We start from the raw sequence: 16,345 nt of genomic DNA, 5'->3' as shown, positions 1-16,345 counted from the left end.
ATTGGCAAGCTGATGGGAGCAACCTTCCTAAAGGACAATCCGATCCTGCTGTGGGGCCGGGTGACGATCATGGCCCTGATGACGGGAAGCGCTTTGGTGCTGAAGGCACTGGGGGCGCTTCCCCTTTCTTTTGCGGCCATCATCCTGCTGTCGGTCATGTACCTGCTGCTGACCATTCTGGCCAGGTATCTGAATTACAAATGGCCCGGCTGGCGGTGGGATTATGCCCAAATGGTGCTGGACATCGGCTGGATCGCCATCTTCATCCATAAGACCGGCGGGGCGGAGAATCCCTTCACCCTGTTGTTCTTCCTGGCCATCATCGCCGCCGCCAATGCCCGTTTTGCCAGGGGGGCCATCTTCACCGCCACCCTGTCCAGCCTGACCCTGGCCTTTTTGATCTATCTGGATTACCGCAGCCTGAGGACCGGCCTGCTGCTGGGCCGGGATCAGGAATTCGTGACCGCCTTCACCACCGAATTTGTTTTCCGGGGATACCTCTATGCCATCTGCTTCTATCTGGTGGCGGCCTTCTCCGGCTACCTGGCCGAAAGGCTGAGGCTGAAAGGCCGGCAGCTGGAGGACACCACCCGGGCCCTGGAGGAGTTCAAGCTTTCCACCGGCGATATTCTGGAGAAGATGGGCAGCGGCCTGCTGACCATCAATGAAAAAGGACAGATCGTATACTGCAACCTTTCCGGCCTGCAGATACTGGGGCTGGGAAAGAAGGACATCATCGGCCGCAATGTCTCCCAGATAGCCGTCGAGGGGTTGGAGCCCCTGGGGAGCGTGCTGAACCCGGAGAATAGCCTGCCGGGGAACCGCTCCCAGCGGATGGAGATAAAGATATCGCGGGGCCGGGAGGAGGGCATTCCGGTGGGGGTCAGCACCACCTCGGTTTATGGCAGCCAGGGGAAGCTGGAGGGGGTCATCGCCATCTTTCAGGACCTGAGCGCGGTCAAATCCCTGGAGAACCGGATGATCGAGATGGAACAGCTGGAGACCTCCAAGGAGCTGACCAAATCCCTGCTGAAGCTGCTGCATCCCTATCTCTCCGAGATAAACGCCACCATCTCCGAACTGATGAGGGAAAATGAGGTGGACCCGGTCATCATCTCCAAGATCTCCCGGGTGAAGGAGAAGACCGAGTACATCCGCAAGACCATAGACGATTTCGCCCGGTTTGCCCATATCGAGATCCCCGGGGCCCATAAGGCCGAACAGGCCGGCCGGGAATATGACAGCCGGATTATAGGCCGGTCCCCGAACTTCGTCGAGATCATGAACATGGTCCAGCAGGTGGCTCCCACCGACAGCACGGTGCTGGTCAGCGGGGAGTCCGGCACCGGCAAGGAGCTGCTGGCCCGGGAGCTGCATCGCCTGAGCGGCCGGGGGCAGGGGCCTTTCGTCAGCATCAACTGCGCCGCTTTGCCGGAGACCCTGCTGGAATCGGAACTGTTCGGCCACGTCAAGGGGTCGTTCACCGGGGCCATGCGCGACAAGGACGGCCTGTTCCGGGTGGCCTCCGGCGGCACCTTTTTCCTGGACGAGGTGTCGGAGACCTCGCCGGCCATCCAGGTGAAGCTGCTGCGAGTGCTTCAGGAGAGGGAGATCGTGCCGGTGGGAGGCACCCGTCCCATCAAGGTGGACGTCCGGGTGATCTCGGCCACCAACTGCGACCTGGCCAAGGCGGTGGAGAACAACAAATTCAGGATGGACCTGTTCTACCGGCTCAATGTGATCCAGATAACCATCCCCCCCTTAAGGGACCGGAAGGACGACGTGCTGCTGCTGGCCGAGGAGATCATTGACAATTACTGCCGGAAGCAGAACCTTCCGGTAAAACTGCTGTCGGCCGCGGCCAGGGATGCTTTGATGCAGTACAGCTGGCCGGGCAACGTCCGGGAGTTGGAGAATGTCCTGGAGCGGGCCATCATCCTGGAGACCGGCCCGGTGATCGAGCGGTCAAGCCTGCCGGACGAGCTGCTGAGGCCCGGTCCTGAGGTGAAAAAGGAAGCATCGGCCCCGGAGGAGGGAGGGAGCCTTAAGGACAAGGAGAAGCGGACCATACTCCGGGTATTGGAGGAATGCGGAAACAATAAATCTTTGGCCGCCAAAAAACTGGGTATCCATTACGCCACCCTGTACCGCAAGCTGAAAAGCTATAATATTAGTGCCGATTGACAGGGCCGGCAGGGGTTTTTAGCTGATTGGAAAACAAAATATAGCCCGGGACGCAATTACCCGGGCTATGGTATTATCGGGCATGATAATTGCTTGTATTATATGACAATATAAAAAAGGATCGGGTATGGCTGAAAATAGAAGGCGAAAAATACTGGCTCACAAGGATATGCAGATCAGGATCGTAGCCCAGATCTTGGCCATGGTGGCCAGCGGGATATTGCTGGTGGGCGGGGCTATCTATATGATAATCTGGAACGGGATCACCAGCCAGGATTTTGCCGGCGGTGCGGTCTCCATAATCAGCATCTTCGATCAGGTCAATCAGACCTTGATGGTGGTGGTGCCGGTTCTGATCGTTATCATGGGCTGGATAGCGATCATCATCTCGCATCGCATCGCCGGGCCGCTGGTCAGGCTGAACAACGGCATGAGGGACCTGGAGAGCGGCCGGTGGCCTGAAAGGCCCATGAAATTCCGCAAGGGTGACGAGGGCCATCATCTGGCCCAGCAGTTCAATGTAATGACCGAGAGCGTCAGGAAGATGGTGGCCGGGGAGCAGGAGACAGCCAGGTCCATACTGTCGGAGCTGGAGGTGTACACCCGCATACTTAAGGAGGAGCAGAAGGTGGATAGGGAGATCATAGAAAAGCTTAACCGGATCCAGCAGAAAGCCAATAAAACGGCTCAGAAGGGGTTCACCCTGATAGAGCTGATGATCGTAGTGGTGATTATAGGGGTATTGGCGGCCATAGCGGTGCCCAATTACATGAGCATGCGGGCCAGAGCTTTGGAGGCTTCCATCAAAAGCAATATGCATACTTTGCAATTGGTGGTGGAAGATTACAATGTCAGGACCGGAGGTTTTTATCCGGCTGATCTGGAGGTTAGGATCTCTGCTGTAAATCCCGAATTTAATGTAGATAAATCTATTACCGAAGGCGTGTATAAACCACCTTTCCCGGTCAATTCTCTGATCTGTCCCTATTTGGGTTATGCCAATCCTTTCAATAAAGAGGAAAACGCCTTAGCCTATTTGGATAACGATGATCCTGCTGGAAACCCCGGTATGGTATTTTATACAACCTACGATACTTCCGGGGCCATAATAGGAGATGGTGTTGGAACCAGAGCTGATAGGTATAAAATAAGAGGTTTTGGAAAAATTGAGCTATTATCATTGGAACTAACTCCGGGTCAGTCAATATGACCTTGCAATATGCAAGGTCATATGGTACAATATAAGCAAATGCAAGGTCTTAATATAAACCAATATGATCTAAAACTTATAACCGCTTGATAATTAACATACTGCATAATAAATTATTTTGGCATCAGACTTGCATTATTTATAGAGTAACAATTTAAATTATCAGACATATCAATTAACTTTAAAAAGGAGAACAAAATGTCCCGCAAAGGTTTTACCCTCATCGAGCTGATGATCGTGGTGGTCATCATTGGCATCCTGGCGGCCATCGCCATCCCCAACTTTATGTCCATGCAGGACCGGGCCAAGGAATCGGCCATCAAGGCCAACATGCACACCGTTCAGCTGACTGCCGAGGATTTCTCCACCCGTAACGATGGCGTTTATGCCGAGGACGGCTCCTCCACCACCCCGTCAGGTACTCTTTTCTCAGCCTTGATTGACGCTGTTAACTTAAAGAATCCCTTGACCCCGGGCAGCGTGATTGAGTATTCGGCAACCCATACTGCCACTCCGGGCATAGTCACCTATGACGGAGCATTCTCCGGCTATACCATCGTCGGCGAAGGCAAGACCGACATCTTGACCCTGACCCTGTCCCCCGGCATCAGCCTGTAAGCTGTTTTCCGTGTATAATAGGTAGGTTGTTAAGCAACCTACCTATTTTAGTTTCTATATTTTCAGGGCTGATTTTGGATCTATTATTACTTTGACAATTAAACAGGACAATAACCCCAATCCATTTTCCGGAAGTCTTCGTTGTCATGCCCCTGAAACTTGTCCTCGGCATAGATCGGGGAACGGGCATCCAGGCCTGGATGCCCTCTTTCGAGGGAATGACGAGCAGATGTATTTAGTTGCCAAAGTAATAAATGGTAGATACAAAAGCCTAGTTCTGATATAATTCCCGTCACGATATGAAAAAATATATGGATACATTTCTCCGGCGCTTGCCTTTTTGGCGGCAATATGCCCTGCTGGGCCTGCTGCTCTATGCCCCGGCGGTATTCTTCAAATACACCTATTTTGATGACTACACCCTGATCGTGCAGGATGCAGGATTCATCTCCAATGCTCATAATGTTCTTAAGATATTCAGCTCGGATGTCTTCCGGGCCGAAACCGTAGCCTACCGGCCGTTCCTTACCCTCTCGTTAATGATTGACGCCAGGATCGGCGGGACCTCGCCCTGGATATACCACCTGAGCAACATCATCATACATCTGACGGCAGCCTGCCTGCTGTTCTTCTTCCTGAAAAAATCTGAGGTCGGTGCCGGGCTGGCAACGCTATTATCGATCTTTTTTCTGGTCCACCCGGCCCTGGTCCCGGCGGTGGCCTGGATCCCCGGCCGGAATGACTCTCTGCTGGGCTTGGCTGTCCTGCTCTGGCTGATATCGTTATATAAGATCACCCAGACCGGATCGCGAGGCTGGCTGTTCATTCATTTGACCTTTTATCTGTCGGCCCTTTTCATCAAGGAGGCGGCCCTGGTATTGCCGGCGGTGGGATTGGTTTATATGATGTTTTATCGGGCCGGTGATCTTTCCCGGCAATCAAGATGTGCCTTGATGATCGGCTGGGGCGGTATATCGGTCTTTTGGTTTGTATTGCGGAACTCGGCGATAGGGGGAAGCAACGAATCCGGTAGGATGATCTTCAACAGTTTTTGGGAAAATGTCCAGGGCCTGCTGGGATATCTGGGAAAGATATTATTGCCGTTCAATCTGTCGGTGATCCCGATCCCTGGTATCAATATGGTTTTATATGGAGCTGTTGTCGTCATTATAATAATTGCCGCCATCGCGGCGCGGGGGCTAAAGAATAAGGGTTTATTCTATACCGGGGCCTCGATCCTGGTCCTGTTCCTGCTGCCCCACCTGTTGAGGGGCGCCGAGTTCGTAAATTTCCTGGAGCACCGGCTGTATGTTCCCCTGCTCGGCTTTGTTTTGATGCTCTCCCAGATGAATGTCTTGGGGGAGATCAATTGGCGCAAGACGGCGAATTTTGCGGCGGCTGCGATCATTCTGGGGGTATTTGCGGCCCTATCCATTATTCGTCTGCCGATATATTACGATCACAACAGTCTTCTGCTGAATTTGATTGAAAAGACCCCCGGACTTGCGCTATCATATCAGCATCTGGGCTACATCTTTACCGAATCCGGCCAGTATAATAAAGCCCAGCTGTATTACCAAAAAGCCCTTACACTGGAACCCAAGAACAAAAATATATTTCACGGCCTGGGGGTGGTGTATGAGTCTCAAGGGAATTGGGAAAAAGCTGAGGACAGTTTTAAAAAAGGCCTGGAACTGGCGCCCCGTTCCTCGTCGTTGAGGTATAATCTGGCTTACCTTTACCACCAGCGGGGCGATACTGCCGGGGCGGAGAGACAGTACAAACTGGCAATTTTAAGCCGGCCGGAGAATATCAGGGCCCAACTTAACTTGGGGATGCTTTACCACCAGCAGGGTAAACTACAGCAGGCGGAGCGCCAATATAAAAGGGTTTTATCGATTGATGGGAAGGCCTCCCAAGCCTTGTTCAATTTGGGCATCCTGTTCCGGCAGACGGGGCGGCGGGACAGTTCGGAAAATTATCTGAAGCGGGCCGCGGGGGAAAATCCGGAGCTTGAAAAACATATGCCTTGAATCCGGCCGGGCCGGAACGGAGGCGGGCTTTACAAGGAACCATGAGGTGCAAATGGGACCATTGATGACCATCGCCAAAACTCCGCTATTGGGCCGTTCCCTGCTTGTCATCTACCGGGCCAGGACGGCCTGGAGGTACTTTCGGGAACCGCTGGCCAACCTGTTCCGTCTGTTGTTCGTATCCCGGGAGATATCCAACTTTACCTATGACCTGGATGAGACCAATGAACGATATCTGGCGTCGATGATTGCCGATATTACAAATAAAAGCTACGATCTGGTTATGTCCTATATCCGGGAACTTAAGGAGGACGATGAACTGCGCCGGCATATCCACCAGTTGACCCGGGCCAGCGGTTCGGCCTTCATTGCCGACCGGGAAGCGCGTTACGGGAGGAGGATCGGCTGGTACGCCCTGGCCAGGATATTAAAGCCCGGGGTGATCATCGAAACCGGGGTTGATAAAGGGCTGGGGGCATGCTTGTTGGCGGTGGCGCTCAGGCGCAACGCCCGGGAGGGGCACCCCGGCCGGTACTTGGGCACCGACATAGATCCCGGAGCGGGATATTTGATGTCCGGGGATTATGCAAACTACGGGTCTATACTATACGGCGATTCCATCACATCCCTGAAAAATTTTACCGGGACGATAGACCTTTTTATCAATGACAGCGATCATTCTCCGGACTATGAGGCCGAGGAATACAGGGTGATTGCGGACAAGCTGTCCCGGCAGGCGGTGATCCTGGGGGACAATGCCCATTGCACTGACAAGCTTCTTGAGTTTTCTCTGAAGAGAGGCCGGCATTTTGTTTTCTTCCAGGAAAAACCAGCCAAGCATTGGTATCCGGGGGCCGGCATAGGATTCTCGTTCACTAGATGAAAACAAACATTAAATTTTGCCAGGAAAGGCAATACAAATGATACACATTACCGTAGGTAAGTTTGGAGGATATGCTTTCCCCACGAAAAAATAATATTAAGAACTTTCTGTATGGCCTTAAGCAAAGGATATCTAAAAACCCCAGGCCAGCCCTCAATGATATAGACAAAAAACTTTCACGCTATATCAACTATCGGAACGGATTTTTCATCGAGGCCGGGGCCAACGACGGATACGCCCAGAGCAACACTTATTACCTGGAGAAAAAGCTCGGCTGGCGCGGGGTGCTGGTCGAGGCCATCCCGGAGCTTTATCAAAAGTGCCTGAGGGAGCGGCCCAATTCCCGGGTGTATAACTGCGGGCTGGTGAGCCGCTCATACGGTGAACCCGCCCTGACCATGCATTATGCCAACCTGATGTCTGTCGCCCAGGGTGGATTGAAAACAGAGGAAGCCCAAGAGGAACATATAAAGAACGGGCTGAAGATCCAGAATCTCGACCGAACGTACCAAATAGAAGTTCCGGCCAGGACACTGGGATCCATCCTCGATGAACAGGACGACCTGCCGGATATCGATCTCTTTTCTTTGGATGTCGAGGGCTTCGAGCTTGAAGTTTTAAAAGGGCTGAACATTGAAAAATACCGTCCCCGCTATATATTAGTGGAGGCCAGGTTTTTCGATGAGGTGAATGGATTTTTAAAAGATCGTTACGATTTGGTGGACAGGTTTTCCGCCCATGACTGTCTTTATAGATCCAAAACAGCGGGGGACAATGTTCCTGCAGCGCTCTGATGCTTGATTTTGCAGCCAAATTGGCTGCCCTTGTGCGGGGCGCCGTCTACAAAGCACTGCGGCGCGATCCCCTGACAGGGCGCCGGATATTGGCCCGGAGAGACGTCCAGTTCATCGGCACACCCTACGGAGGGTGGGCGGTCCCGGTATCTTTGATCAATCAAGGAGCGGTCTGCTATTGCGCCGGGTGCGGTGAGGACATCTCCTTCGATCTGGGACTGATCCGAAAATTCGGCTGCCAGGTCCATGCCTTCGACCCCACTCCCAGGTCAATCGAATATGTCCGAAGAACGGCCGGAGCTGAGGCTAATTACCATTTTCAGGGGATAGGACTATGGGACCGGGCGGATAAACTCAGGTTCTACGCCCCCCTAAACCCCGAGCATGTCTCCCATTCCCTGTTGAATCTGCAGGGGACCGATAGCTATTTTACGGCCGAGGTCGCCAGGCTCAGCGAGTTGATGGGGAGGAACGGACACCGCCGGCTGGACCTGTTAAAACTGGACATTGAGGGGGCGGAATACCGGGTGCTGGATTCGATCCTGGAGGATAAGCTGGATGTTTCGATCATTTGCGTGGAATATGACGAGACCTTCAATCCCCTGGACGGCGGCTATGTTAAAAGGATCAAGGGATCGATAGAGGGATTGATCGCCGCCGGGTATTCAATCGCCTGCATCGGAAGGCCGGGCAACTATACTTTCATTAAAGCCCCGGGCCGGGCAACCCCGGACAAATAACCAAATTCGGATGATGCCAAAAAAACACGATATCCTGACAATCATCCCGGCCTTCAACGAGGCCGGGAACATAGCACGGGTGCTGGAAGACCTGGGATCATCCGGCCTGGAGGCCGATATCCTGGTGGTCAATGACGCCTCCTCCGACGAGACCTCGGCCGTTGCCCGGGCCCATAACGTCCGGGTGATAGACCTGCCGGTGAACCTGGGCATCGGGGGGGCGGTGCAGACTGGCTTCATCTATGCCCAAAGGAACGGCTACCATATCGCCGTCCAGTTCGATGGGGACGGCCAGCACCTGGCCGGGGAGATCCCGGCCCTGATCGCCCCGCTTCTGGCCGGCCGGGCCGAGGTGGTGATCGGTTCCAGGTTTTTAACCCGGCCCTATCAATATAAGACGGCCTTCTTTCGGCGGCTGGGAATGAGGATGATCCAATTTGTCAACTCTCTGCTCATCGGACAGCGGATCACCGACAACACCTCGGGTTTCCGGGCTTACAATCGCCGGGCCCTGAAATTTCTGGCCCAGACTTACCCCGATGATTTCCCCGAGCCCGAGGCGGTGGTGCTGCTGGGGCGTAACGGATTTGTAATGACCGAAGTGCCGGTGAAGATGGAACAGCGTAAGGAGGGCGCCTCTTCGCTGTCCGGCATCATCGGACCCTATTACATGATAAAAGTGCTGTTGACCCTGGCCATGAACGCCATCCGGCCCAAAATAAGGAGGGAGTGATGTTCACGTCTTTTGATCCCCACCGCATCCAGTTTTTAGCCATAGCCGGCAGCGTCGGCCTGCTGCTGTTCATCCTGGAGTTGATCCGCCGTAAAAGGATCCGGGAGAACCATTCCCTGCTGTGGCTGTTCATCGGAGCGGTCTTCATGTTCTTCTCGATATGGCGCCGGGGGCTGGAGGTGATGGCCAATCTGATGGGCATCGCCTACCCGCCCACCGCCTTCCTGCTGATACTGGTGATGGCATTGTTCGTCATCCTGATCCAATTCTCCATCATCACTTCGGACCTGACCGAGAAGAACAAAAAAATGGCCCAGGAGATAGGCCTGCTCAAGGAAAGGCTCAGGGAGATGCTGGAAGGCAAGTGAGATGCTGATATCTGTAGTCACTCCCAGCTATAACCTGGCCCGGTTCCTGCCCCGGACCATCGATTCGGTGGTCTCCCAGGCCGGGGATTTTGAGCTGGAATATCTGGTCATCGACGGCGGTTCCACCGACGGCACCCTGGAGATATTAAAAAGATGCCAGGATGACCTGACCGCCGGGCGGATCAAAGCTGCCTGCGCCGGCTTTAGTTTCCGTTGGTTTTCGGAGAAGGATCGGGGGCAGTCCGACGCCATCAACAAGGGCCTGAGGATGGCCCGGGGAGAGGTGGCGGCCTATCTGAACGCTGATGATCTGCTGGCCCCGAGATGCCTTCAGACGGTCAGCGATTTCTTCCGGTTAAATCCGGGCCAGAAACTGCTGACCGGGTACTGCCGGATTATAGATGAAGACGGCCACGAGATAAGGAAAGCCATCACTTGGTACAAAAATATATTATTGGGGATTCCTTCCTTTAAAAATCTTTTAAAGGAGAATTTTATCTCCCAGCCGGCCACCTTCTGGCGCCGGGATGTTCATATAGAGCTGGGATATTTCGACGAGGGGCTTCGTTATGCCATGGATTACGATATGTGGTGCCGGATGGCCTCCAAATACCGGATAAACGTGATACGGAACCATCTGGCTGATTTTCGCTGGTACCGGCAGTCCAAGAGCGGCGGCGGTTTCGGCGCCCAGTTCGAGGAAGAATATCGGATCGCTTTGAGGTATCTTGATAAAAGGCCGATGCTAAAATTGATACACCGGTTCAACATCGTCAAGACAACCGCGGTCTACCGGCTGTGGAACCTTATCGGCGGGACCTGAGGCATGGCCAAGACCATTATATATCTGCATCCCCATTTCACCGCCCACGGCGGGGCCGGACGTTTCGTGCTGGAGTCGGGCCGCCGGATGGCCCAGCGGGGCCACCGGGTCAGGGTCATCTCCATCAGGGCCGATGAGGCCCTGGTGGGGGATCACCGCCAGGACATCGATTTCATCGATATCGGAGGCCCGCTGTCCTCCAGCCCATGGTTCTGGTTTCTTTTTCCCTGGTCTTACATCAAAGTATCCAGGGTCCTTGATAAATTTGAAGATTTTATTCTATTCTCCCAGGTCTTTCCGGCCAACTGGTGGGGAGGCATTTACAAGCTGTTCCACAAAAAGGTCCGCCTGGTCTGGATGTGCCAGGAGCCATCGGCCTTCATCCACTCCAAAGAGTGGATAGCCTCCATCAAAGATCCCCTGATGCGCCTGGGAGCCGGGTTCTTTAATCCCTTGCTGAAGGCTGTTGATGTAAAATTGGCCGCCCTGCCCGACCGGGTGATCGCCAATTCGGAATACACCCGGAAATACGCCCGGGCGGTGTATGGCTATGCCGAAGATAAGATCAAAACGGTATATATCGGCGTGGAACAGCCTGCAGAGCCGGAACGGGAAAATTTCAGTGGCGGGGCGTTCAACCTGATCACGGTCGGCCGGCTGACGAAATTCAAGAACATTGGGACAGTTATCAGGGCGTTGAAGATAATATTGGACCAGGGACATCCGGTGAGGCTGAACATCGTGGGAGACGGAGAGGAGAGAGCAGATCTGGAAAGACTGGCTGGTGAGCTGGGACTGGGGGAAGCCGTCTGTTTTTCGGGAAGCGTCAGCCAGTCAGAGCTTGAACGGCTGTACGCCGAATCGCATGTTTACGTAAGCGCTGCCCTCAATGAACCATTCGGGCTGGCCCCGCTGGAGGCCATGTCCCATGGACTGCCGGTGGTGGCGGTCAACTCCGGCGGCCCGGCCGAGACGGTGCTGGACCGGGAGACAGGGTTTTTGATCGAGGGAGGCGACCCCCAGGTTCTGGCCGGCGCCCTGAGCGTGTTTTTTGGGGATCCAGACCTGTACGGCCGGTACTCAGAAAACGCCAGAAAACACGCCGGACTTTTCAACTGGAATAAGACCATGGAAACACTGGCAATCGGACTGTACGGGTAAAATGGCAGAATTCAGAATAAAAGCCATATCGGGTGTCCGCTGGAGCACCGCCGGGACTGTTTTAAAAGCGGCCATATATTTGATCCAGATGACCGTTCTGGCCCGGCTGCTGGAGCCGGCGGACTTTGGCTTGATGGCCATCGTCTTCGCTGTGATCGGGCTGGCTCTGCTGGTGACCGATCTGGGAACCAGCAATTTTATCATCTCTAGTCAGGATATCTCACCCAGCCAATTGTCGTCGCTGTTCTGGATGAATATCCTGTCCGGCATCTGTGTGTCCGCCGTTCTGTACCTTTCAAGCTTGGGTCTGGCCAAATATTATCAGGAGTTAAAACTACAGCAGCTGCTGCGATTGGCCTCGGCCCTGTTCCTGGTCGTCCCGCTGGGCTTGCAGTTCGCGGCATTGATGCAGAAGCAGCTGCGGTTCAAAATTATCACCGCCATAGAAACGGCTGCTGTTTTATGCAATCTGGTCATTTCGATATTTTTGGCGGTAAAAGGCCACGGTGTTTATTCCCTGATGGCCGGGGTCATGGCGCAGTATGTCCTGTCCGCGGTGTTATTCCTGCTGTTAGGCCTGAGGACCTACCGCATTCAGCCCGGTTTTTCGCCGGGGGATGTCCAGTCTTATGTAAAATTCGGGCTCTACCAAACCGCCTCAGGGCTTATGTCCTATTTTAACTTCCAGTTGGATATTATAATCATCGGCCGTTTGTTCGGACCGGAGCTGCTGGGTTTCTTCAGCCTGGCAAAAAACATCGCCCTCAAACCGCTTGAATTGATCAATCCGGCGGTCATCCGGGTGGCTTACCCGGTCCTTTCCCAATACCAGTCGGACCGCGCGAAACAAAACAACCTCTATCTGTCTTTTATAAACAACCTGTCTTCCATCACTTTTCCGATTTACGCAGCGATCGGCATCATGGCCGAACCGATAGTGGGACTGCTGCTGGGGGATAAATGGGGCTCCGTGGTTCCGTTGCTGAGGATATTGGCGGTATATTCAGCGGCCAGATCGGTCTGGCAGCCTTCGGGGACATTAATGCTGTCAAAGGGAAGGGCCGACCTGCATTTTTATTGGAGCGGCCTGATGCTCCTGTTGATCCCGGCGACAGTATTGCTCGGGTATCGCTGGGGGATCATGGGGGTGGCCTTATGCTTGATGGCCGGGCAACTGCTGGCCCTGTTGCCGAATTATATCTTCTGGATACGGCCGGTTGCCAGCATAGGTTATGGTGCTTACGGGAGATCGTTGGGCAGGCCGCTACTATTGGCGGCTGCCAGCGGCATTGTTTCATACGGGGTGGTTTTTTGGATCCCTTCACCCGGACCGAGGGCTGCCCTGTTTGCTGCCGTTTTCCTGCTGATATATTATTTTACCAGCCGGATATTCAATCACAGCTTCATTCGTGATGTCCGGCAGGTATTAATTCCCTCCGGTTGATATTCCGGGGGAGTAATGGCCAACCTAATCATTCGGGATCTGATGAACAACAAACCAAACGACACTCCGGTCCTGCTGCTGGGATTCAACCGTCCGGAGGAGACGGGCCGGGTGTTGGAGAGATTACGGGAGAACCGGGTCCAGCGCCTGTTTCTGGCGGTGGACGGACCGCGGGAGGGGGTTGTTCAGGACGCCGAAAAGGTGGCCAGGGTCAGGCAATACGCCCAGGCCGCCGACTGGGGATGCGCGGTCGAGACCCTGTTCAATGAAAAGAATATGGGCTTGAAAAAATCTGTCAGCCGGGCCATAGGCTGGTTCTTCAGCCGGGTGGAGAGCGGGATAATCCTGGAGGACGACTGCCTGCCCTCGCCGGATTTCTTTGTTTTCTGCCGCGACCTGCTGGAGAGATATCGGGAAGATCCGCGGGTGATGACCATCTCCGGAAACAACTTCCATTACAGCCGTCCTAAGTCCAGGACCAGTTACCATTTTTCCAAATATCCCCTTATCTGGGGATGGGCCACCTGGAAAAGGGCCTGGGACAGATTCGATTTCTCCATGTCCCGATGGCCATCGCTCCGCGACAGCCGGTGGCTGGATGGGCTCCTGGGGAACCGCCGGCATGTCCGGTATTGGGAGAGGATATTCGATCAGACCCACCGGGAACAGAACCACTCCTGGGCCTACCGCTGGACCTATTCCAGCTGGCTTAACGGCGGGCTGACAGCCATACCATCGGCCAATCTGGTGAGCAATATCGGTTTCTCCCGGGAGGCCACCCACACCCGCAAAAGGATCAGGGTGGCCAACGCCCAGGCCGAACCGCTGGATTTCCCCCTGATCCACCCGGAAACGATCCTGGTGGATGATGAGATGGACCAGGCGATCCAGCAGAAACATTTCTCCCTGTCCCTATACCAGAAAATAAGGCACCGGTTGTATATGATGAATGTAATAAAAGAGTTTTAAAAAAGCATGAAGATACTGTCCGTTAGTTTTTCCGATCTGAAGGGAGGAGCGGCCAAGGCGGCCTACCGCCTGCACCGCGGGTTGCTCTCTGCCGGCCAGGATTCTCTGATGCTGGCAGGCCAGAAGAGCTCCGATGACCCTCAGGTCGCGGCCCCGCGTTCAAAAATCGGGAAAGTCTGGTCGCTGACGGGGCCGGTGATCGATCTGCTGCCGACCAGGCTGTATCCCGGCCGGGATTTCGGGAACTGGTCGGTTAACTGGCTCTATAACGGAGCGGCGGGCAGGATCAACCGGATGAATCCCGACATCTGCCATTTGAACTGGGTGGGGAACGGGATGCTCCCGCTGGCGGACATATCCAGGATAAAATGTCCGGTGGTATGGACCTTTCATGACATGTGGCCCTTCACCGGGGGATGCCATTACGACGGCGGCTGTGGAAAATATGAAACCCAATGCTCCGGCTGCCCCCAGCTAAAAAGCCGCCGGGCTTCCGACCTCAGCCGCTGGGGCTGGAAGGCAAAAAGCCGGGCCTGGCTCAGCAAAAAATATACCGTTGTCGCACCCAGCCACTGGATGGCCCGGTCGGCCGGGGCCAGCAACGTTTTGAAGAATGCCAGGATCGAAATTATACCTTACGGCCTTGATACGGAAGTATACAAGCCGGTGGATAAAAAGGCCGCGCGGGAAATTCTGAACCTGCCGCAGGACAAAAGAATAGTGCTTTTCGGGGCCTTTTCCCCGGGAGGGGACAAGCGCAAGGGGTCGGCCCTGTTCTTTGAGGCGCTGCCCTACCTGAGGAGGTCTTTCCAGCCCCGGGACCTGGAAATCGTGATCTTTGGCCATCGGGATGGCATCAGCTCCAGTGGCGCCGGCTACGATATTACAACTACCGGCTATCTGCATGATGACCAATCCATGGCCCTGCTTTACTCCGCAGCCGACCTGCAGGTGGTCCCTTCGCTGCAGGACAATCTGCCGAACACCGTTTTGGAATCGCTGGCCTGCGGGACCCCTGTGGCGGCCTTCAATACCGGCGGCATGCCCGACATGATAGACAATATGGAAAACGGGTATCTGGCCAAGCCCTTCGACGCCTGCGACCTGGCTGAAGGCATCAAATGGATCCTGCGGAAGTCTGAAGGGGGAGGGGAGCTGAAAACTGCCGCCCGGGAAAAGGCCTTGCGGGAGTTCGGCCTGGAGCGAACGGTAGAAAGCCATCTGAACCTTTACCGGGAGTTGGTGCGGGAAGGCGCTGGTCATGTCTGAAAATTCCTCCCCCCGGGTCTCTGTGATCACTGTGGTGTTCAATGCCGCCGGTGAAATTCAGCGGACCTTGGACAGCGTCCAGCAACAGAAATATAAAAACCTCGAGCATATTGTTATAGACGGCGGTTCCACCGACGGCACCGTGGAGATCATACGGCAGGCCCAGGCCGGGCTGGTTTTTTGGTCCAGCCGGCCCGACTCCGGCATCTACCAGGCCATGAATCAGGGCCTGGCCAAAGCCGGTGGGGATCTGATAGGCATGCTGAACGCCGGAGACCGCTATCCACCTGATGCCGTCTCAGCTTTAGTGGAAGCCCGCCGGGATTCACCCCAGGGCGATGTTTATCACGGCAATGTCTGTTTGGTCTCCAGACGGGGCGGCTATCAGGAGACATTGTTCCCGGAAATTGATTACCGTTTATTGACCGTCAAGATGACGTTGAACCATCCCGGTTCCTTTATCACCCGGAACGCCTACTTGAAATACGGTTACTACAACGAGAATTACAAAATTGCCGGCGACTACGACCTATTCTCAAGGTTTTACCTGAAAGGGGCCAGCTTCCGCTATCTGGACAGGACCATGGCCTTCATGTCGGAGGGGGGAATAAGCGAGGCCCGGGCCAAAGAAAGCGCCGCAGAATGCCACGCCATTAGAATTTCACACGGCATCCCCAGAGCTCGGTCCCTGGCCATTCTTTACCGGGATATCTTTCTGATCCGATTGCGGGACCTGGCCGGGATCCTGCGGCTGTATCCCGCTATTCGCCTGTGGCGCAGGATCGACAGCCGTATCGTAAAAAACAAAAACAGAAAAATTCCGATTTAGGCAAATGAATCTTTTAAAAAAAATAAGCCTGCTGGCGGCGGTTTTGGCCGCAATTTTAATTTACGGCAATTCATTGCAGGCTCCATTTCATTTGGACGATTATCACGCCATAGTGGAGAACCACGGCATCAGGTCGCTTTCGATCTATTCACACTCGCTTCTAAGGGCCATTCCCCGTTCTCTGGTGAATCTTTCCTTTGCCCTTAACTATCGCCTTGGCGGCCTGGACGTGTTTGGTTATCATGTTGTCAATGTGGCCATCCATGCCATCAACGGCCTTCTGGTCT

The 16,345-nt window shown here is 54.3% G+C and carries 15 protein-coding genes and 1 pseudogene; all 16 read left to right on the top strand.

The window, feature by feature from the left end:
- The first annotated feature begins 12 nt into the window (after positions 1-12).
- Positions 13-2,184: a hypothetical protein gene (locus A2273_07445; protein OGF08172.1), complete on the top strand. Its 2,172-nt coding sequence runs from the start codon at positions 13-15 to the stop codon at positions 2,182-2,184.
- A 169-nt stretch (positions 2,185-2,353) separates the two neighbouring features.
- Positions 2,354-3,394, top strand: a complete 1,041-nt coding sequence (locus A2273_07440) for a hypothetical protein (GenBank protein OGF08171.1) — start codon at positions 2,354-2,356, stop codon at positions 3,392-3,394.
- A gap of 198 nt (positions 3,395-3,592) precedes the next feature.
- The gene (locus A2273_07435; protein OGF08170.1) at positions 3,593-4,012 is read left to right on the top strand and encodes a hypothetical protein; all 420 of its coding nucleotides are present in this window, start codon (positions 3,593-3,595) and stop codon (positions 4,010-4,012) included.
- A gap of 299 nt (positions 4,013-4,311) precedes the next feature.
- Positions 4,312-6,045 carry a hypothetical protein gene (locus A2273_07430; protein OGF08169.1) on the top strand — a complete coding sequence of 578 codons (1,734 nt, stop codon included), beginning with the start codon at positions 4,312-4,314 and terminating at the stop codon, positions 6,043-6,045.
- A 64-nt stretch (positions 6,046-6,109) separates the two neighbouring features.
- A complete protein-coding gene (locus tag A2273_07425; GenBank protein OGF08369.1) occupies positions 6,110-6,928 on the top strand; it encodes a hypothetical protein in 819 nt (272 codons plus the stop codon).
- 107 nt (positions 6,929-7,035) lie between these two features.
- Complete coding sequence (locus A2273_07420; protein OGF08368.1) at positions 7,036-7,722, top strand: hypothetical protein; 687 nt, start codon at positions 7,036-7,038, stop codon at positions 7,720-7,722.
- Positions 7,722-8,462 (top strand): hypothetical protein, encoded by a 741-nt coding sequence (locus A2273_07415; protein OGF08168.1) that lies wholly within the window; start codon positions 7,722-7,724, stop codon positions 8,460-8,462. The genes A2273_07420 and A2273_07415 overlap by 1 nt, the downstream gene beginning before the upstream one ends.
- A gap of 13 nt (positions 8,463-8,475) precedes the next feature.
- Complete coding sequence (locus A2273_07410) at positions 8,476-9,195, top strand: glycosyl transferase family 2 (GenBank protein ID OGF08367.1); 720 nt, start codon at positions 8,476-8,478, stop codon at positions 9,193-9,195.
- Entirely contained in the window at positions 9,195-9,563 is a 369-nt protein-coding gene (locus tag A2273_07405; protein ID OGF08167.1) for a hypothetical protein, read from the top strand. The genes A2273_07410 and A2273_07405 overlap by 1 nt, the downstream gene beginning before the upstream one ends.
- Before the next feature lies 1 nt (position 9,564).
- The gene (locus A2273_07400; protein ID OGF08166.1) at positions 9,565-10,386 is read left to right on the top strand and encodes a hypothetical protein; all 822 of its coding nucleotides are present in this window, start codon (positions 9,565-9,567) and stop codon (positions 10,384-10,386) included.
- A 3-nt stretch (positions 10,387-10,389) separates the two neighbouring features.
- Entirely contained in the window at positions 10,390-11,547 is a 1,158-nt protein-coding gene (locus A2273_07395; GenBank protein ID OGF08165.1) for a hypothetical protein, read from the top strand.
- Between the two features lies 1 nt (position 11,548).
- Entirely contained in the window at positions 11,549-12,991 is a 1,443-nt protein-coding gene (locus A2273_07390; GenBank protein OGF08164.1) for a hypothetical protein, read from the top strand.
- 42 nt (positions 12,992-13,033) lie between these two features.
- Positions 13,034-13,960, top strand: coding sequence for a hypothetical protein (locus A2273_07385; protein OGF08366.1), 927 nt, complete (start codon positions 13,034-13,036; stop codon positions 13,958-13,960).
- Positions 13,961-13,966: 6 nt separating this feature from the next.
- Positions 13,967-15,229, top strand: a complete 1,263-nt coding sequence (locus A2273_07380) for a hypothetical protein (GenBank protein ID OGF08163.1) — start codon at positions 13,967-13,969, stop codon at positions 15,227-15,229.
- A complete protein-coding gene (locus A2273_07375) occupies positions 15,222-16,058 on the top strand; it encodes a hypothetical protein (GenBank protein OGF08162.1) in 837 nt (278 codons plus the stop codon). The genes A2273_07380 and A2273_07375 overlap by 8 nt, the downstream gene beginning before the upstream one ends.
- 4 nt (positions 16,059-16,062) lie before the next feature.
- Positions 16,063-16,345 (top strand): annotated as a pseudogene (locus tag A2273_07370) (hypothetical protein).

It is taken from the genome of Candidatus Edwardsbacteria bacterium RifOxyA12_full_54_48, from assembly GCA_001777915.1.
In the GTDB taxonomy this organism is placed as follows: domain Bacteria; phylum Edwardsbacteria; class AC1; order AC1; family EtOH8; genus UBA2226.
Note: the sequence above shows the minus strand (reverse complement) of the source record. Positions and strands in the feature narration are given on the sequence as shown.